Annotated in this window: 22 protein-coding genes; 14 read left to right on the plus strand and 8 right to left on the minus strand. The window is 61.7% G+C overall.

Annotation, left to right across the window (positions count from 1 at the left end; all coding sequences use genetic code 11):
• Window positions 1-53 precede the first annotated feature (53 nt).
• The 5 genes from GR212_RS20715 to GR212_RS20735 all read left to right on the plus strand — a co-directional run bounded on the left by GR212_RS20715 (window position 54) and on the right by GR212_RS20735 (window position 4,414).
• On the plus strand, window positions 54-824 hold the full coding sequence (locus GR212_RS20715) for an SDR family NAD(P)-dependent oxidoreductase (RefSeq protein WP_163988911.1): 771 nt from the start codon (window positions 54-56) through the stop codon (window positions 822-824).
• Window positions 824-1,852 (plus strand): LacI family DNA-binding transcriptional regulator, encoded by a 1,029-nt coding sequence (locus GR212_RS20720; protein ID WP_163988913.1) that lies wholly within the window; start codon window positions 824-826, stop codon window positions 1,850-1,852. The genes GR212_RS20715 and GR212_RS20720 overlap by 1 nt, the downstream gene beginning before the upstream one ends.
• A gap of 79 nt (window positions 1,853-1,931) precedes the next feature.
• Complete coding sequence (locus GR212_RS20725; RefSeq protein WP_163989255.1) at window positions 1,932-2,903, plus strand: cupin domain-containing protein; 972 nt, start codon at window positions 1,932-1,934, stop codon at window positions 2,901-2,903.
• Window positions 2,904-2,999: 96 nt separating this feature from the next.
• On the plus strand, window positions 3,000-3,695 hold the full coding sequence (locus tag GR212_RS20730; protein WP_163988915.1) for an RraA family protein: 696 nt from the start codon (window positions 3,000-3,002) through the stop codon (window positions 3,693-3,695).
• On the plus strand, window positions 3,692-4,414 hold the full coding sequence (locus GR212_RS20735) for an alpha/beta fold hydrolase (RefSeq protein ID WP_246725841.1): 723 nt from the start codon (window positions 3,692-3,694) through the stop codon (window positions 4,412-4,414). Before GR212_RS20730 ends, GR212_RS20735 begins: the two co-directional genes overlap by 4 nt.
• A 121-nt stretch (window positions 4,415-4,535) precedes the next feature.
• Here the strand turns inward: GR212_RS20735 and GR212_RS37760 are convergent, their stop codons facing one another.
• Window positions 4,536-4,688, minus strand: a complete 153-nt coding sequence (locus tag GR212_RS37760; protein ID WP_432444389.1) for an RNA polymerase sigma factor — start codon at window positions 4,686-4,688, stop codon at window positions 4,536-4,538.
• Window positions 4,689-5,013: 325 nt separating this feature from the next.
• On the opposite strand from GR212_RS37760, the gene GR212_RS20745 reads away from it, so the two are divergent.
• From GR212_RS20745 to GR212_RS20775, 7 genes are all read left to right on the plus strand, one after another.
• A complete protein-coding gene (locus GR212_RS20745; protein ID WP_163988919.1) occupies window positions 5,014-6,525 on the plus strand; it encodes a sugar ABC transporter ATP-binding protein in 1,512 nt (503 codons plus the stop codon).
• Window positions 6,522-7,526: an ABC transporter permease gene (locus tag GR212_RS20750; protein ID WP_163988921.1), complete on the plus strand. Its 1,005-nt coding sequence runs from the start codon at window positions 6,522-6,524 to the stop codon at window positions 7,524-7,526. Before GR212_RS20745 ends, GR212_RS20750 begins: the two co-directional genes overlap by 4 nt.
• A 4-nt stretch (window positions 7,527-7,530) precedes the next feature.
• On the plus strand, window positions 7,531-8,514 hold the full coding sequence (locus GR212_RS20755) for an ABC transporter permease (protein ID WP_163988923.1): 984 nt from the start codon (window positions 7,531-7,533) through the stop codon (window positions 8,512-8,514).
• 89 nt (window positions 8,515-8,603) lie between these two features.
• Window positions 8,604-9,581, plus strand: a complete 978-nt coding sequence (locus tag GR212_RS20760; protein ID WP_246725842.1) for a sugar ABC transporter substrate-binding protein — start codon at window positions 8,604-8,606, stop codon at window positions 9,579-9,581.
• 66 nt (window positions 9,582-9,647) lie between these two features.
• A complete protein-coding gene (locus GR212_RS20765) occupies window positions 9,648-10,445 on the plus strand; it encodes an SDR family NAD(P)-dependent oxidoreductase (protein ID WP_163988925.1) in 798 nt (265 codons plus the stop codon).
• A gap of 10 nt (window positions 10,446-10,455) precedes the next feature.
• Entirely contained in the window at window positions 10,456-11,313 is an 858-nt protein-coding gene (locus GR212_RS20770; protein WP_163988927.1) for a sugar phosphate isomerase/epimerase family protein, read from the plus strand.
• A 10-nt stretch (window positions 11,314-11,323) separates the two neighbouring features.
• On the plus strand, window positions 11,324-12,130 hold the full coding sequence (locus tag GR212_RS20775; protein ID WP_163988929.1) for an SDR family NAD(P)-dependent oxidoreductase: 807 nt from the start codon (window positions 11,324-11,326) through the stop codon (window positions 12,128-12,130).
• A 4-nt stretch (window positions 12,131-12,134) separates the two neighbouring features.
• Here GR212_RS20775 and GR212_RS20780 read toward each other — a convergent pair whose 3' ends face one another.
• From GR212_RS20780 to GR212_RS20795, 4 genes are all read right to left on the minus strand, one after another.
• Window positions 12,135-13,835: an extracellular solute-binding protein gene (locus tag GR212_RS20780; protein WP_163988931.1), complete on the minus strand. Its 1,701-nt coding sequence runs from the start codon at window positions 13,833-13,835 to the stop codon at window positions 12,135-12,137.
• 115 nt (window positions 13,836-13,950) lie between these two features.
• Entirely contained in the window at window positions 13,951-14,238 is a 288-nt protein-coding gene (locus GR212_RS20785; RefSeq protein WP_163988934.1) for a YciI family protein, read from the minus strand.
• 219 nt (window positions 14,239-14,457) lie between these two features.
• On the minus strand, window positions 14,458-14,979 hold the full coding sequence (locus GR212_RS20790; RefSeq protein ID WP_163988936.1) for a hypothetical protein: 522 nt from the start codon (window positions 14,977-14,979) through the stop codon (window positions 14,458-14,460).
• Window positions 14,980-15,023: 44 nt separating this feature from the next.
• Entirely contained in the window at window positions 15,024-15,830 is an 807-nt protein-coding gene (locus GR212_RS20795; protein WP_163988938.1) for an alpha/beta fold hydrolase, read from the minus strand.
• A gap of 137 nt (window positions 15,831-15,967) precedes the next feature.
• Between GR212_RS20795 and GR212_RS20800 the strand changes: the two genes are divergently transcribed.
• On the plus strand, window positions 15,968-16,885 hold the full coding sequence (locus GR212_RS20800) for a LysR family transcriptional regulator (RefSeq protein WP_163988940.1): 918 nt from the start codon (window positions 15,968-15,970) through the stop codon (window positions 16,883-16,885).
• A 190-nt stretch (window positions 16,886-17,075) separates the two neighbouring features.
• Here the strand turns inward: GR212_RS20800 and GR212_RS20805 are convergent, their stop codons facing one another.
• Together GR212_RS20805 and GR212_RS20810 are read right to left on the minus strand one after the other, a co-directional pair.
• Window positions 17,076-18,245, minus strand: a complete 1,170-nt coding sequence (locus GR212_RS20805) for an FAD-dependent oxidoreductase (RefSeq protein ID WP_163988942.1) — start codon at window positions 18,243-18,245, stop codon at window positions 17,076-17,078.
• Complete coding sequence (locus GR212_RS20810; RefSeq protein ID WP_163988944.1) at window positions 18,238-18,993, minus strand: SDR family NAD(P)-dependent oxidoreductase; 756 nt, start codon at window positions 18,991-18,993, stop codon at window positions 18,238-18,240. The genes GR212_RS20805 and GR212_RS20810 overlap by 8 nt, the downstream gene beginning before the upstream one ends.
• A 60-nt stretch (window positions 18,994-19,053) precedes the next feature.
• Here GR212_RS20810 and GR212_RS20815 point away from each other — a divergent pair, with 60 nt between their 5' ends.
• Entirely contained in the window at window positions 19,054-19,650 is a 597-nt protein-coding gene (locus GR212_RS20815) for a TetR/AcrR family transcriptional regulator (protein ID WP_163988946.1), read from the plus strand.
• Window positions 19,651-19,732: 82 nt separating this feature from the next.
• Here GR212_RS20815 and GR212_RS20820 read toward each other — a convergent pair whose 3' ends face one another.
• Entirely contained in the window at window positions 19,733-20,485 is a 753-nt protein-coding gene (locus tag GR212_RS20820) for a YoaK family protein (protein WP_163988948.1), read from the minus strand.
• Between the last annotated feature and the right edge of the window lie 13 nt (window positions 20,486-20,498).

Genomic DNA, 20,498 nt, shown 5'->3' on the forward strand with positions numbered 1-20,498 from the left:
ACGTGCCCTATGGCCAGGCGGCCGAGTGAGACGATGACGGGACGACCCACGCCATGACCTCACCCCTACCCAGGACACCCTCCTTCCGATTGGACGGCAAGACCGCACTCGTCACCGGCGCTTCCTCGGGCATCGGACTGGGCGCCGCGGTCGCGCTGGCCGAGGCGGGTGCGGCCGTCACGCTTGCGGCGCGCAATGAGGCGAAGTTGAGCGAGGTGGTGGATAGCATTCGGTCCGAGGGCCATCTCGCCGACGCGCTTGTCCTCGATATCCAGGATGTCGAAACCGTCGATCGCATCGTCGCGGCCGCCGGCCCCTTCGATGTGCTGGTCAACAGCGCCGGACTTGCTCGCCACGGTCCTGCGGTCGAGACCCGGCATGAGGACTTCGATGAAGTCTTCGGCATCAACGTCCGCGGCGCATACTTCCTCACGCGCGCCGTCGCCAAAGGGCTGATCGCGGCCGGACGTCCCGGCTCGCTGATCAATATCTCCTCGCAGATGGCCAGGGTCGGCGGGATCGACCGGGCTGTCTACAGCGCTACGAAACATGCGGTGGAAGGCTTCACCAAGTCGATGGCGATCGAATGGGGGCCGCTCGGCATCCGCGTTAACACCATATGCCCGACCTTCATCCGCACGCCGCTCACCGAGCAGACCTTTGCACAGCCGGAGCGGGCAAGGTGGATAGAGGAGAAGATCAAGCTTGGGCGAATCGGCAGCGTCGAGGATATCATGGCCGCCGTCACCTACCTCGCATCCGATGCGTCGGCGATGGTGACGGGAACGGCACTGATGGTGGATGGGGGTTGGACGGCGGACTGATGGCAAACGAAAAGGTTACCTCGAACGATGTGGCCCGCCTGGCGGGTGTCAGCCAATCCGCCGTTTCGCGCTATTTCACGCCGGGATCGTCGGTTTCCAAAAAAACCTCGGAAAAGATAAGAGTGGCCGCCGAGCAGCTCGGATATCGCCCCAATATCCTGGCGCGATCGCTGATCACCGGACGCAGCCGCATCATTGGCCTGGTCGTCGCTTATCTCGAGAACTACTTCTATCCGGAGGTCGTGGAGCGCTTGTCCAAGGTTCTTCAGGAGCAGGGCTACCATGTGCTCGTCTTCATCTCCTCGCCGGCCTCAGCGTCCGAGAATGTCGACCAGATCACGCAGGAGATCCTCGACTACCAGGTCGATGGCATCGTGCTGGCATCCGCCAGCATGTCTTCCGAACTGGCGGCGCGCTGCCATGCTCACGGTGTTCCCATTGTGCTCTTCAACAGATCGCAGGATGACGAACGGCTATCGGCGGTCACATCGGACAACCGCGCCGGCGGCCGCAAGCTCGCCGAGCTGCTGCTGTCGCTCGGGCATGAGAAGTTCGGCTATATCGCCGGCTTCGAAGGTGCTTCCACGCAGCGCGACCGCGAGGCCGGATTTCTCGAGGGCCTTGCAGCGGCAGGCAAGTCGCTCTACCGCCGCAGTGTCGGCAACTTTCGCTACGAGGAAGCGCAGGCCGCCGCCCGCCGGATGTTCGGCTCCGACGATCGTCCCGACGCGGTCTTCGTCTGCAACGATCACATGGCATTTGCGGTCATGGATGTTCTGCGCTTTGAGCTTGGGCTGGAAATTCCGCAGGACGTCTCCGTCGTCGGCTTCGACGACGTGCCGCCGGCACGCTGGCCGGCCTATAATCTCACGACCATCCGGCAAGACGTCGACGCGATGGTGGCCGAGACAATCAGGACACTCATGCGGGCGATCGACAATGGGGACGACCAGGCCCGGCGCGTCACCCTCGACGGTACTCTGGTCGTTCGCGGCTCGACCCGAAAGTGTCCCGCAACCTCAAACTGACGACTTGACGACCTGACGCGCCATATCGGCGCGCCGGGGCACCCTGAACCAAGATTGCATACGTATGAAAGGTACGAAAATGCCGATATCCCAGCAGGAAATGGAAAGACGAATCGTCCGCTATGGTGAGCTCAAGCCATGCCGGACGGCATTCATCGATGCGCATACGCCAGGCTCGAACAGCAAGGAAAACTTTACGATCATCGGCGGCGGCGTGTCGGAAAGCCCGGACCAGCACGTCCACATCAAGGAGACGCCCGGCTTCAACATCGGCGCGGCCGGGCAGCCGCCCAAATGCCGCAACTCATTGCATTCGCACCGGACGGCGGAGGTTTTCTTCGTCCTCAAGGGGCGTTGGCGCTTCTTCTGGGGCCGCTGGGGCAATGCCGGCGAAGTTGTGCTCGAGGAAGGCGATATCTTCAATATTCCGACCGGCATCTTTCGCGGCTTTGAGAATATCGGCACGGACTACGGGATGATCATGGCCATCCTGGGGGGTGATGACGCCGGCGGCGGCGTCATCTGGGCGCCGCAGGTCATCGAGGATGCCAAGGACCATGGCCTGGTGCTCGGTGAGAACGGCAAGCTCTACGACACGAAGAAGGGTCAGGCACTGCCGGAGGGGATCAAGCCGATGCCGTTGCTGACGGACGAGCAGCTCAAGGCTTTTCCCGAAACGCCGGTTACGGCCGTGGTGCGCGATTATGTTGCTCGGTATTGGGACCTTATGGCTCTCAGCCGGAACGCGCCCGCCAAGGTCATTGGCGAGAATGCGCTGCTGCGCGACAAGCCCGGCTTCGAGGTTGAGTTTCTCACGCGAGGATCGATCCCGCAGGATGCCTATTCGGTCGATCGGCACGAAGTCCTCATGGTCATGCGCGGCCATTGGCGCCTGGCCTGGGAGGGCGGCGAGACGGTGCTGGCGCCAGGCGATACGTGTGCGGTCCCTCCGGGATTGCGTCATAGTCTTGCGCCGTCGATGACGGGTGAAGCCAGCCTCTATCGGATCTCAAACACCGCCGATAGCGCGGGAGCGACCTGGCGCGGTTGATAGCGGGAAGCCGCCGGCAAGGGTGCCGGCGGCTTCTTTGAAAACGATAGCCAGCGGCCCCTGTGATCCAGGCGGCATGCATAAGGAGGAAGGTCCTTGGACAATGATTTGCTGACCCTGTTGCGTTCGGTCGATACGCCGACGGTTTGCAACGCGATCGAGGTGGCGCAGGGCAAGCGGGGGTTCGATGCTTTCACCCGCGGAACGGTGCTGTGTTCCGCGCCCGAAGCGCCGCCGGCCGTCGGCTATGCCCGCACGGCGAAGATCGCTGCAAGAACGCCGTCGCGTGACGACCCGGCCGTTATTCGCGAGAGGCGGATGGCTTACTACGAGCACATGGCCAGCGGTTCGCAGCCACGCATCGCCGTCATCGAGGACCTGGATTTCCCGGATGCGGTCGGCGCCTACTGGGGCGAGATCAACGCCACCGTGCACCAGGGGCTCGGCCTTGCCGGCGCACTCACAAATGGCGTGATGCGCGATCTCGGTGACGTGCCGAAAGATTTTCCCATCATTGCCGGCTCGATCGGCCCAAGCCACGCCTTCGTCCGCGTCGAGGCCGTCGCCACCACCGTTTCCGTCTTCGGCCTCACCGTTTCTCCCGGCGATCTCATTCATGCAGACCGTCACGGCGCCGTCGTCATCCCGCCCGAGATCATACCTGAGCTGGCAGATTCCATCCGGAAACTTCAGGCGACGGAGCAGATCATCCTCACTCCCGCGCGCAAGCCTGGATTCGACATTCACGAATTCAAGATTGCATGGCAAGCCTTCGAGAAAAGCCGCACATGACGGCGCACGGCATCATGCGGCGGGAAGAGCAACCGCCCCTTGTCCTGGTGCCCGGGACTGCGTGCGACGAGCGGATATTTAAGCCGATGCTCGATCGGCTCAAATATCCGCACACAATCACCCTTGAGATTGATGGTGTAAGCTCGATGCATGATGCCGCGCTCCGCATCCTGTCGAAGGCTCCCGAACGTTTCATCCTCTGCGGCTTTTCTCTAGGCGGCATCGCTGCATTCGAGATCGTCGCGCAGGCCAGTGAACGTGTCGAAAAGCTTGTTCTGATCGACACCACGGCAAAGCCCGATCCGATCGAAAATACCGCTGTACGCCGTAAGGCGGTTGCCGAGGCTGAGGCGCGTGGGATGGAATCCTTTATTCTCGACGCATGGCCAAAACTGGTCGCGCCGTGTAACATCTACGACCACGAGATTAGGTCGACTATCGTCGCCATGGCCAACGATTGCGGCGTGGCAAAGCTCGCCGCTCAGGCCGAAGTAGCGATAAGTCGTGCCGACAGCCGCCCGCGGCTCGGCGCGATTACACAGCCGACGCTGGTCCTTGCAGGAGAGAGCGAAGCCGTCTGCCCGATCGACGCTCATCGGGAAATTGCGGACGGAATTTCCGGCGCCGAACTTGTAGTCATTCCCAAAGCCGGACATTTCAGTCCGCTTGAAAATCCAGCTGAAATCTCGGCTCAACTAAAACGGTTTTTAGCGAGATAATTGACGCATTCAAAAAGACACGCCAGCGAATCGCGGGTGATGACGACCCGGCCACGCCGTCGTCTGTTCTATATCCGTGCCCGGTAGCGAGGGTGGGACTTGTTTTCTATGGCTTCTGAATTCACCCGGTAACGTGGAGCAGCGCTTTCGAAAGATGCTTCTGAACGCTGCCGTCAGAAATTCCAAGGCGAGTTGCGACCTGTGAACAGGTGGGGTCTTCTATTCGGTTGAGAATGAAAATCGAGCGCGTCAATTCCGGAAGCTCATTGATAATCCCATGGAGACGCGCGAGCCGCTGACGGCTATTGCTTCATCTTCCAGTGTCGGCCGGTCGTCCGCGATATCGGCCAGATTATGCGCTGTGCGATAAAGATAAGAGCGCTCATTGGTGAGCGCCGCTCCCGCTGGCGAACGAAGTTCAGCATAACGCAGACATGTTTCTTGGGAGCGAATTCCAGCGGCTCGACGGCGATGTCGGAGGACCTGCTGGCCACTTCACGCGCCTATAGTCCAATATGGACTATTTGCTTATGGGCTGTCGGAATTTCTAGTTTAGCTTCTCTTTCATCGCTCGGAGGCGCGATGTTTAGGAGGAAATCATGGACAAAAGAGCCGTCTTAACGGTCAGCAACCTGCGCAAATCTTTCGGCGGAATCCAGGCGCTCAAAGGCGTCGACTTCGATCTTCAGGCCGGTGAGATCCATGCCCTGTGCGGAGAGAACGGCGCGGGGAAAAGCACCCTTGTGCGTATGATCGCCGGGCTTATGGCGCCGGATGCGGGCGAGATCCGCATCGGCGACGAACTCCTCAAGGCAGGCGAGCTCACCAGTCCAAAGCAGGTTTCCGTCGTCTATCAGGAATTGTCGATCATCCCGCATCTTTCCGTGCTCGACAATGTGCTCCTCGGAGATCCGGACATTTCGCAGCTCTATCTTCGCAGACGCTACACGGCGCGGGTACGCGAAACGCTCAACCAGCTCGGCCTGGCAAATGTCCCGCTTGACATCGAGGCCGGCCGGCTCGCAATCGCGGAGCAGCAGCTTCTCGAAATCTGTCGCGCCGTCATGCGCGGCGCCCGGGTCCTGATCCTGGACGAACCGACGGCGAGCCTTTCCGACGCCGAGATCCAGCGCGTTTTCGAGACGGTGCGGTGGCTGCGCGGCCAGGGAACCGCGGTGATCTATATCAGCCACCGACTGCCGGAAATCTTCGCGCTCACCGATCGCGTCACCGTTTTCCGAAACGGTCAGCGCGTCATGACCAAGCCTACCGGCGAATGGACGAACGACGAGCTCGTCACCGAGATGATCGGCCGTGAGGTATCGTCCGCGCATTCGATCCGCAACAGCGCCGACCTTGCCGCCGCCGACACGGTGGTACGGCTCGCGGGTCTCGGCGTGCCCGGAAAATTCCGGCCGGTCGATCTCTCTTTCCGCAAAGGCGAGATCGTCGGGCTCATCGGCCAGCTCGGCGCGGGCGCCAATGCGATGGTCGAAACGCTCGCCGGCCTCGAAAGACATTATGCGGGTTCGATCAGCATCGACGGACAGGCCGTGAACGTTACCTCGATTGCTGCGGCGACGCGTGCCGGCATCGCCTATGTCTCCGAGGATCGCGGCGGCAAGAGCCTCTTTCTCGGCGCTCCGATAGAGGTCAACCTGACTGCGGCGATCCTCGATCGTCTCAACCGTTTCGGCGTCCTGGCGCTTGCCGATGCCCGTCAGCGCGCCAACGATCTGGCGCGGCGGTTCCAGATCGATAGCCGGCGTCTGCCGCTTGCCGCATCGACGCTTTCGGGCGGCAACCAGCAGAAGGTGGCGATTGCAAAATCCGTTGCGCTCGAACCGAAAGTTCTTGTGCTCAATGAGCCGACCCGGGGTGTGGATGTGGGTGCCCGAACCGAAATCTATCGCGAAATCCAGGCGCTCGCCCGCCAGGGACTGGTCGTCCTGTTCTTTTCGACGGACCTGGAAGAGATCCGCGAGCTTTCGCAACGGGTGATCACGGTCTTCCGCGGCGAGATCGTCAATGACCTGCCGGTCGAAGAAACGACGATGGACTCCATCCTCGGCGATGTCGTGCGCGGTCCTGTCATGGGGAGGGCAGCATGAGCAGCAAAAGCAATACGACGCCTGGAGGCACGGCCTTGACCGAATTCGACCTGAAGGCGCTCGGCGCCAGTCTTGTCCGGCCGGAGCGTATCCAGTCGACCGCCGTGTGGATCGCCACCCTGCTCCTCGCTCTCTGGGCAACGCTGACCATTCCCGGCTTTTCGTCCAATGCCAACGTCTCCGCCATCATGTACTCGACGTCGGCGGTCGGCATCGCGGCGGTGGGCATGGCGCTGATCACGCTCTCGGGAAATCTCTTCATGCTGTCGATGGGCGCAACGGCGGCCGTCTCGACCATTCTCTTCGCGTCCTTCCTTTATCTAGGCCTGCTCCCAAGCCTGGTCGTGGTGGTGGTGATCGGCGCCCTGTTCGGATTTGCCCAGGGTATCGCGGTCGGGCTCTTCCGAACCAATCCGATCATCACCACGATCGCCATGGCCTCGATCATCACCGGCGCCGGCTCCTTCTATTCCGGGGGGCTGACTGTCATGGGCCAGGGCGATGCGAGCTGGCTCGGCGTCGGCCGCACCCTCGGCCTGCCCAACCAGATCATTCTCTTCCTGCTTGCGGCGATCGTGCTCGGCTTCATCGTCGAACGGACCCGCTTCGGCCGGGAGTTGCGCCTGATCGGGCTCAATCCGAAGGCTGCTTCCTTCACCGGCCTTCGTGTGGAGCGGACCCTCGTTCTTGCCTATGTCTTCGCCGCCATGGCAGCGGCATTTGCCGGAGCTCTCTACGGCTCCCAGGCTGCGCAGGGCAATCTGAAGCTCGGCGCGGGGCTGGATTTCGACGCCATCGCCGCCGTGCTCGTCGGTGGCGTGGCGATCAAGGGCGGCCAGGGGCGCGTGCTGGATGCCGCCATCGGCGCGGTCTTCCTGGCCATGATCTCCAATATCCTGCTGCTCAAGGGTCTCTCGCTGGAGATTCAGCTCATCGTCAAGGGGCTGGTGGTCATCGGCTCGGTCATCCTCGGCGCTCTTTCACTCGGTTTGCGGAGGTAGGCCCATGACGACGCGCTACAAATCAAAGGCGGTCTCGGGCGCGACCCTGCTTCGTCTTGCTCTTCTGATCGCGCTGGTCGTGATCTTCGCTCTCTGGAACCCGGCTTTCATCAGCGGCCGAAATCTCTATGCGCTGATGCAATCCTTCGCGTTGCTGGGCATGGTCGCGCTCGGCCTGTCGCTGACGATGATCGCGGGGGAGTTCGATCTGAGCGTCGGCTCGATGGTCGCGGTCGGCGGTCTCCTGACCCTGGTCGCCGGCGGCGACAGCCTTGTCGGTGGCATGGGGGTGGCGCTCGCCTTCGCGGTTCTGGTCGGCGGCGTGAATGCAATCGTCATCAGCCGCTTCAACGTCTCGTCGCTGGTCGTTACCGTCGGTTCGATGATGGCGCTCTCGGGATTTGCCTTCTGGCTCGCTGGCGGGAAGGTAATCAGCACGGACGATTTCGATCTCGGTTTTGCGCTCGACGATCCGATTTTCGCCGTCTTCTCGGCGCGCAGCCTGATCACGCTCGCTACCTTCGCGCTTGTCGGCATCTTCATGCACTACACTCTCATGGGCCGCGATATCCGTGTGGTCGGCAGCAAGCGACAGGTGGCCGCGGCCAGCGGCGCAAAGGTCGGGCGGTCGTTGCTGATCGTCTTCGTGCTTTCGGCCGTCACAGCCGCCCTTGCCGGCAGCATGCTCTCGATGAGCCTTGCCAGCGCGGCGGCGACGACAGGCGGCAACCTGATGCTGCAGGCGGTCTCCGCGGCAATCGTCGGCGGCGTGGCGTTGTCCGGCGGTTCGGGGACGCCGGCGCATGTGCTGCTCGGATCGCTGATCCTGACGGTGATGAACAATGGGATGAGCCTGATCGGCATGGGCGCGACAGGCATCCTCTTCGCCAACGGCCTTGTATTGATGGGAATCGTGCTGCTCGACGGTCAGTTGGGCGCATGGATAAGCGAGCGGCTCACGATGTTGCGGGCCGGTCATTCCGCTTAGCGGAACCAACCGTACGACCTTCGTAAAATCACCGCCGGCGCAATCGGCGGGCAAGAAGGCGTGCGATCTTTAAACGGGAGGAATGAGCAATGAAGCTTTCAGGACTGACAAAACTGGTGATGGCAACGACGATGCTCGGTGCGCTGATGGTGCCGGAAATGGCGAGCGCCGCCGCCAAGGGATCGAAGGTGATCCTTCTGACGGTGACGGAGGAGTGCGAATATTGCGCTCTGCATCAGCGGGCTTTCAAGGAAGTCGCCGCTGCCGCCGGCATCGATCTGGAGGTGAAGATCACCAACTACGACGCCGCCGAACAGGCATCTCAGGTCGATCAGGCCATCGCGCAGAACCCGGCTGCCATCGTGCTGTGGCCGGCGGATTCGAGCGCCATCGTGCCCTCGCTGCGCAAGATCAAGCAGGCGGGGATTCCGCTGGTCATCACGAATTCCGAGCCTGACAAGAAATACGCCGACTATTGGAACGTCTTCACCGGTCCTTCGGATCTCGGCAACGGTCAGTCCGCGGCCGAAGCCATGGTCAAGGGCTTTGCCGAGAAGAAGCTCGGCAGCGAAGGCAAGATCTTCATCGTCGAAGGCGTTCCGGGCACGCCGCCCCAGATCCTGCGCTCCAAGGGCTTCGAGGAGGTTCTCGGCCAAAAGGCCGGCGGCATCACCGTGGCCGGCAAGCAGAATGGCAACTGGGATCAGACGAAGGCGACGGATGCCGCCGCTGCTCTCTTCACGCAGATCGGCCCCGACGTAAAAGGCGTATACGCCCAGGCGGACAATATGATGTCGGGCGTCATCGTGGCGGCAAAGCGCGCCGGAATCGATCCGGCAAAACTCGTGCTTGTCGGCTCCAATTGCTCGATCGAGGGCGTCAACCAGATCAAGGACGGCACGCAATACGCCACCGTCCTGCAATCGCCGATCGACGACGGCAAATATGCGGCGAAAGCCGTGGTCGATCTTCTCGACCGAAAACCGGTCGAAAAAGAGATCTTCCTGCCGCACGAGATCATCACCAAGGACAACATTTCCGAATGCGACGCCGCCATCGGCCGCTGAATTGAACCGAGGCACGGCGTCGAGCGCCGTGCCTCACCTCTCCCGATTTCAGAAAAGGAATATCCCATGGCTTCGGAGCCAGTCTTCAACAATGCCCTTCCGGAACTCGTCGTCGTGTCCGGCACGGCCTCTGGTCTTGGAACCAACATCGCTCGCCTCCTGACGGAAAGCGGCGTACGGACGATCGGCGTGGATCTGGCCCCGGCTCCGGAAATCCTTTCAAGCGCTCTCTATTCTCATGTACAGGGCGACGTAACCGATGAGGCGACGTGGGAAGGCATCGTCGCGACCGTAAACAGCGAGGATCCCGGAACTGTCGGGCTGATCACGTCCGCGGCCATGCTGAATGTCGGAACAGTGCTCGAATTCGACAAAGCGGCCATGGAAAAGACCATGTCGGTAAACTTCATCGGAACGGCGCTTGCCTTCCGGGCGCTGCTGCCGCTGCTGATCGCGCGGGGCGGCGGCCCGATCGTTGCCGTTGCCAGCATCGACGCGACCTTCGCCGAGCAGCAGCTTGCCATCTATGCCGCCTCGAAGGGGGCCGTCCGCCAACTGACGCGCACCGTTGCCATGGATCACGCCCGCCAGGGCGTGCGGGCAAACGTTCTGAGCCCAGGCCCGATGCTTGCCGGCCTGTTCGAGCGCCACATGAAGTCGGCTACCGATCCCGACCGCTTTCTCTCGACCCGCGCCAACCGTCAGCCCTCGGGCCGCATTCTCGATCCGGCGGAAGTCGCTCGTGCCGCACTGTTCCTGCTGTCAGACGCCTCGACCGCGCTCAACGGCGCGGAGATCGTGGCCGATGGCGGGCTGACCACCAGCTTCGATTTCCGCACCGGCTCCGAAGGCGCGTCGGTGTGAGGAGAAGATCATGAGCAAGCCAATTGAACTCGTCGCCGCCTACTGGACCATTTCGGGCGACGTCTATCCCTTCGCCGAAAACGAAATCAGCCCCTTTTCCTTTGCCGAGCGCGTGGAGGCGGCGGCGAAGGCCGGCTACAAGGGCATCGGTCTCATCCATGCCGATCTTCAGGCCACGAAGGAGAAGATCGGCTTGAAGGAGATGCGCCGCATCCTCGACGCCAACGCCATGCCGCATGTCGAGCTGGAATTCATCACGCACTGGTTTGCCTCGGGCGAGTTGCGCATTGCTTCGGACAAGGTCCGTCGGGAACTTTTCGACGCGGCGGAAGTGCTCGGTGCGCGCGACGTGAAGATCGCGCCGGAATTCGAAGCCGACACAATCGACCTGCCGCATGTGACCGACAGTTTTGCCGCGATCTGCAGGGAAGCCGCAGGCCACGGGACGAAGATCGCGCTCGAGGTCATGCCTTTTTCCAACGTGCGGACGCTGGAGACGGCGCGTGCCATCGTCGAAGGGGCGGCCCAGCCGAATGGCGGGCTGCTGCTCGATATCTGGCATATCGCCCGGGCGGGCATTCCCTACGAAGCCGTTGCCGGCATTCCGAAGCAGTATGTCGTCTCGGTGGAGCTCGACGATGCCGATGCAACGGTCGTCGGCACGCTATGGGAAGACACGATCTATCAACGCCGGCTCTGCGGCGAGGGCGTGCTCAATCCGCCTGCCTTCATCGATGCCATCCGCAGGACCGGTTTCGACAGCTTCTACTCGGTGGAAGTGATCTCGAAAAAACATCGCGTTCTGCCGCTCGAAGAGGCGGCACGTCGCTCGTTCGAAACCACGATGGCGCAATTTGCCGCACAATAGGGAGGATCTCATGGAAACCAATCTCAAAGGGAAGGCGGTCTTGATTACCGGCGCGGCCAAGGGCATCGGCCGCGAGACGGCCGTCGCCTTCGGTCGCGAAGGAAGCCGGGTCGCGCTCTTCGATATCGATGAGACCGGACTTGCCGAGGCGGCGGCAGCCGTCGATGCGGCCGGCGGCAAAGCAACGACCATCAAGGCGGATCTCTCCTCCGCCAGCGATATCGAGGAGAAGATGGCAGCGGCGATCGCCCATTTCGGCGGCGTGGTCGATGTGCTCGTCAACAATGTCGGCGCCGGAGCGGTGCGGACCTTCGACCAGCTGACCGATGCGGACTGGGACAAGACCTTCTCGCTCAATTTCATGAGCTACGTGCGCACGACCCGCGCCGTCCTGCCGGTCATGCGCAAGCAGGGTCATGGCGCGATCATCAACAATGGCTCGGATCTGGCGCGGCAGCCGGAAGGCGTGCCGATCGACTACTCGGCATCGAAGGCGGCCGTGCTGGCGCTGACCAAGGGGCTTGCCCGCACGGAAGGCGCCAACAACATCCGCATCAACGCCGTTGCACCGGGGCCGATCTGGACACCGTTCTGGACGCAGCCCGGCGGCTTTGCCGAAACCATGGGCAAGTTCCACAACATGGAACCGCAGAAGGCCGTCGAGCACGAAATGTCCTTGCGCCAGCTGCCGCTCGGACGCCTCGGAAAGCCCGAGGAAGTGGCCAATGTCATCGTGTTCCTCGCCTCCGACCTCGCCTCCTTCGTCACGTCTTCCGTGTGGGGCGTCGATGGCGGCTCGATCCGGGCGATTGCCTGACGGGTCAAGCGTCGAAGCTTTTGCGATCGATGATCCGGTCGAGGCGGTCCTGAGCATGCTTCAGGGCCGCCCGGTCGGATTTCCTGCCTGAAAGCGCGTCATGGATTTCCTCGCCGATAATGCGCTCCATGTCCGTATAGAAGGGGACCGGCGGGCGTTGCCAGTTGCGCAGGAGGTTGCGATTGCCGAGGCTGCCGACGAAGCGCACGAGCTGCGACCTTCCAATCGCCTCCGGATCCGAACTGACCGAGAAGCGCGGCGCGACCGGAAAGCCGTTCTTCACATGCTCCTTCATCGCCTCGCGAGAGGCCATCCAGGCAAGGGCCTCGGTCGCCAATGGCAGCCGCTTCGGGTCGATGTTCGACGGGATGCACAGCAGAAAGCCGCCAATGGGCGACGTGTTGGTGCCGCCCGGCCCGGATGGCTGCGGCACATAGGCGACGCGTCGCTTCACGGCGGAACGCACTTCCGCCTCGAACTGCGCCGCGCGCATCGTCCAGACGTAAGCCATGGCACTCTGCCCTCTGAGGAAGATGGCGCAGGCATCGTCCCAATCCGCCTCGAGGACGCCAGGCTGCGCGATTTCGACCAGGCGGTGCATGTAATCCAGGACCAGCAGGCCTGCCTCGCTGTCGATTTGCGGCCGCATGTGCTGCGCGTCCAGGTTTTCGGTCGAGTAGCCGGTCGGCGTGCGCCGGATCGAGAGCACCGACTGGCCGCAGCAGCCGAGAAAGAACATGAAGCTGGAGGCAAGCGGCATATGCGCCGCGTTCCACGCGATGCCATATCGATCCGCGCCCGGATTGTGAAACGAGCGGCCCGCCTGGATGACGTCGTCGAAGGTGCGCGGCAGCGCGAAACCGGTTCTTTCGAAAAGATCGGAGCGACACGCCAGCACTTCGATCGTGCAGTAGATCGGCACGCCGTATTCCACGCGTTGCCAGGTTGTCGTCGACCAGATCGACGGATGAAAATCCATGGCGTTGATACCGGATTCGCGGATCATCTCGCCGATGGGAAGAATGAGCCCCTTGCTCGCAAACTCCCCCAGCCACGGCATGTCGATCGCGATGATGTCATAAGCCGAAACCGCGCGGGCGCCATTGGCGAGACCTTCCCGGTAGAGATCGTTCTGGTGGACCAGCTTGAAGCTCTTGGCCGTTGCCAGATTGTTGCGGAAGTCCGACCACATGTTGCGCATGGCGGCGAAATAATTGTCGTCGTTCAGCAGGAACTGGAGCTCGACGCCTTTGGTGATCCTGTTGGTGAGCAGATTGATCGGCGGGATGACGGGATTGCCGCGCCGAGGCGCGCCGAAATAATAGTCCGCCTCGTGCTCCTCGACGTGGCGGCCGCCGAGAATTTCCGCGATCAAAGCCTTTGTCTGCGCCGCATAGTTCACCGCCAGACCGGAAAGGCGGGCCGTCGGATGCAATGTTGCCCGCTTTGCCGTTTCAGAGGGCGATCGCCGCTCGATCAGCCCATCTTCGATCATGCTCTGGATCCGCCGGATGGCTGTGCCCCGCGGCAGATTGGAGACAAGCGCGAGCTTGCTGATCGTCACGGGATAGCCTTCGAGCTCGGACGTCATCAGATAGTGAACGATCCGCCAGGACGCCTCGTCCTCGATGCCGGCGACGTCGAGGAACGGCTTGCGCAGTCGATCCACGAACTCAAAAACACGCAGAAATTCGTGGTCGTTCATCCGGCTGTCCTCCTGAACTCATCCGGAAGGTACAACAGGTTGGACGGTTGACTCCAGCCATAGTCCAAATTGGACCGATCCAGGATCTATTCGAGGCAAGAGCGGTTTCCACCGCTCAGCCGCGATTATCGACCCGCATCAGGAAGGGATTGATGCTGACGCTTTGCCAGACATTGGCCGCGTTGAACGGGTCGCCGGCATTGAAGGCTTTCACGTCCTCAATGGTGTCCGCGGAGAACACAAAGAGCGAGCCGATCATCGTTTCGCCATCGGCGGCCACCAGCGGCCCGGAAATGATCGTCTTGACGGCGCCCGTTGCCAGATAGGCTTTGTGGGCATCGTAGTTGGCAAGGCGGCGCGGCAGCCCATCGGCGTGGTCGAGGCAGTGAACGGCAAAAAGCATGATGATCCTCCCGGTATATTTTTGTTCGGCGAACACGCCGGCATAATTTGCGTATGGGTGGCCGAGAGAATAATCGCGGAAGCATGGAGGGGAAAGCCGGAATGGTCCAATATGGACCTCCGGCGTTGAGTGCGGGAACGATGATCGGTTTCGCTGGCCGGGAAGTCGGGCGCAGACGATGTCAATGTGGAGTCTCCGCCAGCTACAGTTTTTGGGTGGCTATCCGCGGTGCGCCATACGCTCGATGCTTTTGGCGAACAGCGGTGTCTCCTCGGCGTTGTGGATTTCCAGGTCCTTCGCCATGGCGGCTTTTGCCTGCCCGATATCAATCTTGTGTTCCGCGAGAAATGCGTGGAATTCCGGCGTCGCATGCACGGCAACACGGTTGAGGAACTCGCAGCGCCCATTTTCGACGCCGGTCGCCTTCAATTCCCATGTGATGCGCAACGTCGTGCGACCGCCTTGCGCGGTCAGGACGTCACTGGTTGAGACGACACGGCAATGATCCTTTTCGGATAGGTCCTCATGATAGTGGGAGATGATCAGGTTGCCGACCTGTTCGACGTTGATCGAGACACGTTTGCCCTCCGGATCCGTGCTCGCACCCGCCGCGATATGCGCCTTGGCGCATCGTTGATATTCATCGTCGGCGAGCGTGAAAAGCCATGTGATAAGGTCCAGAGCCGCGATCGGTGCATCGATCGAGGCCGTGTATTCGGATTCGGCGAGAAGTTCGGTCATTGCAGATGTTCCTATGGGCTGAATGGGAATTTCAGGGGTGATTGTTACGTGGCCGCGCCGGAGCGCGCCGGCATTGGCAATGCATCAGCGAATTCGCCGATGATCCCGGCAAGTTCTGAGGGTGACTCCAGCATCGACAGATGCCCGGTCGCCGGCAGCACCCGCAAAAAGGCGTGCGGAATACGCGAAAGCAGCTCCGCCTTCAGCAAATCGACGCTATCGACACGATCCGCCTCGCCGGCGATGACGAGCGTGGGGACGGTGATGGCGGTGACTTCGCTTGTGATATCTTCCAGACTTGTCGAGGTCGGCCAGGCGGCTTTTGCCTGCGGTGCGCCTCGCAGGCTGTCTGCGACGACCTGTTCTCGGTCGCCGGCACTGAGCGGTCTTGCCGTCAGCACGTTATCGATCGTCATCTCGATCGCTTCGCGGCTGGAATAGGCGTTCGCCATCATCTCCCGCGCCTCTGCCGGCATGCGCATGGGCTGAGGTGGCGAAGGCGCGACCAGAACGAGGCCGGCGAGTCCTGGCGGCTGGCGCGAGGCCATCAGCTGGGCGACCTTGCCGCCCATCGAGTGGCCGACGAGCACATAATGCCGCAGGTGCAGCGCATCGATGACGCCCTGCGCATCGGCTGCGAGATCAGCCAGGCCATAACCGCTTGGAGGCGCCTCGGACTGGCCCCAACCGCGATGGTCGATGGCCACGGTTGGATGGGTCTTGGACAGGATCTCCGTGACGTGATGCCAGGTGCGCGAGGAACCGCCCCAATAATGCAGAAAGACAAGCGGAAGATCGCCGCTGCCCTGCTCTTCGACATGGATTCGAATTCCGTTTGATGCGATTTTCATGAGTGTCCACATGCTCCCCAAGGATGATGTTGCGTTCCAATCAGGTTCGAAGGGGAAATTAGAGTATCGACTGTGGATTGATAATCACCGCTCCCGTATCATCAGTTGATACTCAGGTTATCAAGCGGGATGCGATGATGGATCGATTGACAAGCATGGCGGTGTTCGTTGCGGCTGCGGAAGAAGGCAGCCTCAGTGGCGCCGCACGGCGTTTTGGCTTGTCGGTTTCGATGGCCGGAAAGCACGTCTCCGCGATCGAGGCGGACCTGAACATCCGCCTGATGCAACGCACGACGCGCAAGCTGAAACTGACCGATGTGGGGCAGGCGTATTATGCGCGCTGCAAGCGCATCCTTGAGGAATATGAAGATGCCAACAGAGAAGCAGGCGACGCGCAACAGTCGATCCGCGGTGTCCTGCGTGTCGCTGCGCCATTGACCTTCGGCGCCATGCACCTTGGCGGTATGGTGGCCAGCTATCTCGCACTGCACCCCGGCGTTGCCCTGGAGGTCGTGCTCAACGATCGATACGTCGATCTTCTGGCCGAGGGGGTCGATGTGGCGATCCGGATCGGACGCTTGCTCGACTCCGACCTCGTGGCTCAGCGCCTTGCTCCTTGCCGCATGGTGATCTGCGCTTCCCCCCGATTTCTGGAGCGGCATGGGGCTCTGAGCAGCGTGGAGAAGCTGCGCCAAGCTCCCCGATTGGCTTTCAGCGAAGCGGTTTCATCGGGAGATTGGACGCTGACGGACCCGGACGGACAAGCGCATGTGATAGACGGGCCGGTCGTAATGGCCGCGAACAACACGCAGATGCTGCTTGCCGCAGCGCTCGCCGGCGCGGGTGTGGCGTACGGCCCCAGTTTTGTCTTCGGCCAGTCGATTGCCGCCGGCGAACTGATTGCGCTCTTGCCTCACCACAAGACGTCCGATCTCACCATACAGGCCGTCTATCCGACGAAGCGGCATGTCTCGCGGAAACTGCGCAGCTTCGTCGATCATCTGGTTTTGAGTTTTGGTGGCACGCCGCCTTGGGATCTATCGCCGACCGGGTGATTTTCGATCCCTCTCACCATTGTTGAAACCGCATGGGATAGCTTATTGGGGCCGGGTGCTATCGCACGAGATCCTGGCAGGCTGAACCCGGTGACTTCATCCAGGATCGGAGCGATATAGGTGAAGACGGTAAAGAGGCCGGCAAATCCCTAAGCCGTCACGGCGCTGGCCAACTCGGACCGGCTTATGGTCAATCCATGTGCCGCCGGATCAAAGCCAGGATCGGTTCCGGCGCATTTTCTGCAATCAGCCGGTCCTGCGCTTCCAGCGTTTCTTGGATCGCCATCTCCATGCGCTTGAGCATCGAGGTTTCATAATCGGCAATCGCGGTATCGACGTCTGCCAATCCGGAAGCGGTCAGCCGGTCGGCGAGCTCGACGGCGTCGAGCATCGCAAGATTGGCGCCTCGTCCGGTGAACGGTGGCATGATGTGCGCCGCATCTCCGAGAAGGGTGACGCCGGCCACGTTTCGCCATGTCTGGCGCGGAGCGATATGGTAGAGCGGCCAGGGCTGGAAGATCGGATCGGAATGGCGGAGCAGCGCCAGGATGGTTTCCGCCCATCCATCGAAAGGCCGAAGCAGATCGGCGCGAACCGCTTCGCTGTCGGTCCAGCCATAGGGGCGAGTCCGCGCCCAGTGCTCCGGCAACCGAAGCGCGACATAGACGCGGATGTCGCCGTTGCCGTTGCGCTGCGCCATCAAGCCTCTGTTCTCTCCAAGAGCCATGATGTTGCCGTGTCCGACCAGCGCCGCTAGTTCGGGATGGCGCATCTGCGCTTCCTCGATCCAGGTCTGAACGAATGTAACGCCGCTATAGATGGGTTGCAGATCGGAGCGCAGCGAACGAATCTTCGACCAGCCGCCGTCGCAACCGAAGAGCAGGTCTGCCTCCGCGCTGTCGCCCTTGGCGAAAAGCAGCCGCCACCGTCCGTTCTCGCTGCGCTCGACTGCGTGGAGCTCCCGATCCCAGAGGACCGTTCCCGGCACCAGTGAATCGAGCAGGAGATCCCGCAGGTCACGTCGGTCGATCTCGGGGCGGCTTTGCTCCTCGTCCCGGTCCGTGAACTCGGCACGCAGCGCGCCGTGCCTGTCGTAGATGGCCGTGCGCTGTCCTTCCGGCCGGGCGATGGCTTTGAAACGATCCCACAAGCCCGCGCGGGCCAGAGCGAACTGGCCGGAATCCTCGTGCATGTCCAGGGATCCGCCCTGACCGCGCACGTCGCGCGATGCGTCGCGTTCATAGACCGATACGCGTGCGCCTTGCATCTGGAGCAGACGAGCCAGTGTGAGCCCGGCCGGGCCGCCTCCGACAATGGCAATAGACTTGTCTTGCAGGATTGGTGCTGTCATCTCAGACATGGGCCATCCCTCCGTCAACGGTGATTTCGGCGCCTGTGGTGAAGCTCGACGATGGTGAGAGAAGAAAGGCGATTGCGTCGGCAACTTCCTCGGGCTCGCCCCAACGTCTCATCGGGATCATCGCTTCGACATGGCTGCGAATCTCCGGATTGCCGGTCGCAGCCCCGGTCAGCGGAGTATCGATCGGGCCAGGAGAAACCACGTTGACCCGTATCCGTCTCGCCATGATATCCGGGGAGGTGCCGAGCGTGCGGGCAAAAGCGCGAATGAAACCCTTGCTGCCGGCATAGAGCGCGTCACCCGGCTGACCCTTGCGCCCCGCAACGGAGCCGACGAAAATCACCGATGCACCGTCGGACAGAAGCGGCAAGGCGTGAACGAAGGCAAAAACAGCGCCCCTGACATTGACGTTCATCAGCCTGTCGTAGGCGATGGCATCAAGATGATCGATATCAGGCGCTTTTGAAACGCCGGCATTGACGACGAGCCCGTGGATACGACCGTGACGGGCGGCGATCCTCCCCATGACGGAAACAATGTTAGCCGGTTCGCCGACTTCCATGCACACAGATTCGCCGTGGCTCCCGAGGTCATGGCTTACTTCGGCGAGGCGCCCTGGGTCGCGGCCGCTGGCGATGACATATGCACCGGACTTGGCAAGGCGCAGCGCCGTCGCACGGCCTATGCCGCTGGTGGCTCCGATCACGACGATCGTTCGGTTGGAAAGGCTTGGAAAAGTATCTGGCATGGCGGCTCAGCCTTTGATATCAACACTCGTTGATTATCGAAATAGCTTAGGGAATATTAAATGTCAACGACTGTTGATAATGGCGGCCGCAGAGTTCGCCTTTCAGCCACGGAAAGCCGCGCGCGCATTCTCGCGGCGGCTCGGCTCGCCTTCACGCGTGCGGGTTATGACACGGTCGGCGTGCGCGAGATCGCGGCGGCGGCGGGTGTCGATCCGGCGATGGTTCCGAGGCTGTTCGGATCGAAGGAGGCTTTGTTCACGATCATCGCGAATGAGGCGTTTGAGTTGGAGCCGGCCTTCGACGGACCCCTGGATGGTTTGGGCGAACGGGTAGCCGGCTATCTCGTTCAACCGCTCGCCGTGACGGCGCCGAACGAATTCGACGAGTTCGCGTTTCTTTTGCGGTCGGTCGGCAGTCCGGCTGCGGCACCCATCCTGTCGGCGGCGCTGCATGCGGGGTTCATCGAACCCCTTGCAGGGCGCTTCACCGGCCAGCAAGCGCAGGCGAGGGCGGCTCTCGTAACGTCCTATATCCTGGGTTTCGCGGTTCTGAGGGTTGGACTCGGTTCAGCCGCAGTCGAGAATGCTGACCGGAAGATGCTTGCCCGACTGCTTGGCGAGGCTATCCAGGTGTGTCTGGTGGGGCCGGACAGCTGACCATTGCGGCAAAGTAAAAACAGTTCAACTTCGCGTTTTCAGATGAACCCGCGAACCGGAATCCTGTGAATTCGCCGGAATTTTACGGCTCCAGCCCCGATGGAAGCTCGCCTCGACGGCCCGGTGTCCGTTTCGCGCGGCGAATGGCGTCGAGCGCTATCATGGTCAGGAGGCTTGCGGCGAGAATGAGGAGGTAGCCGCCGACGGCGCGATAGATGACCACGCCGAGAATGCCACCCGCCAGGAACGAGGTGATCGTGTAGAGATGCAGACGGAGCTTGGTTTGATTGTGCCTGGCGTCTATCGCAGGCTCGCGTCCCAGCAGGATGTCGAAGGCGGTCCCAAGTTCGATGCCGAGATCGGTGGCCATGCCGGAGACGTGGGTGGTGCGTACGCGCGCGTCGGAGATTCGGGTGACGACGGCATTTTGCACCCCCATCAGGAAGGCAAGCCCCAGGATAAGGACCGGCACGCGCCAGGCGGAGAGTAGCCAAAGATCGGCGCAGCCGAGTATGGCCAGCAGCGCCGCTTCGGTGAGGATGCTGTAGGCATAGATGGCATGCACGTTGCGGCGGCGGCCTTCATTGACGATCAGCGTCGATACCGCCGCGCCCAAAACGAAGGCGACGACGATGCCGCCGTAGAACAGAGCAGAAAGCCATTGGCCGACGGCAAGGTGATCGGAGAGCGTCGATACGTTGCCGGTCATATTGGCGGAGAAGAAGCCGACCGCATAGAACGCCGAGGCGTTGAGCGCTCCGGCGATCGCAGCGAGCGAAGCCGCCAGGTTGCGATCGATCTTTTCGTTACGATGAGAGCCTTGTCTTACGAGCATTTGTCCGAACTAT

Source organism: Martinezella lusitana (assembly GCF_010668395.1).
Lineage (GTDB): Bacteria > Pseudomonadota > Alphaproteobacteria > Rhizobiales > Rhizobiaceae > Rhizobium > Rhizobium lusitanum_A.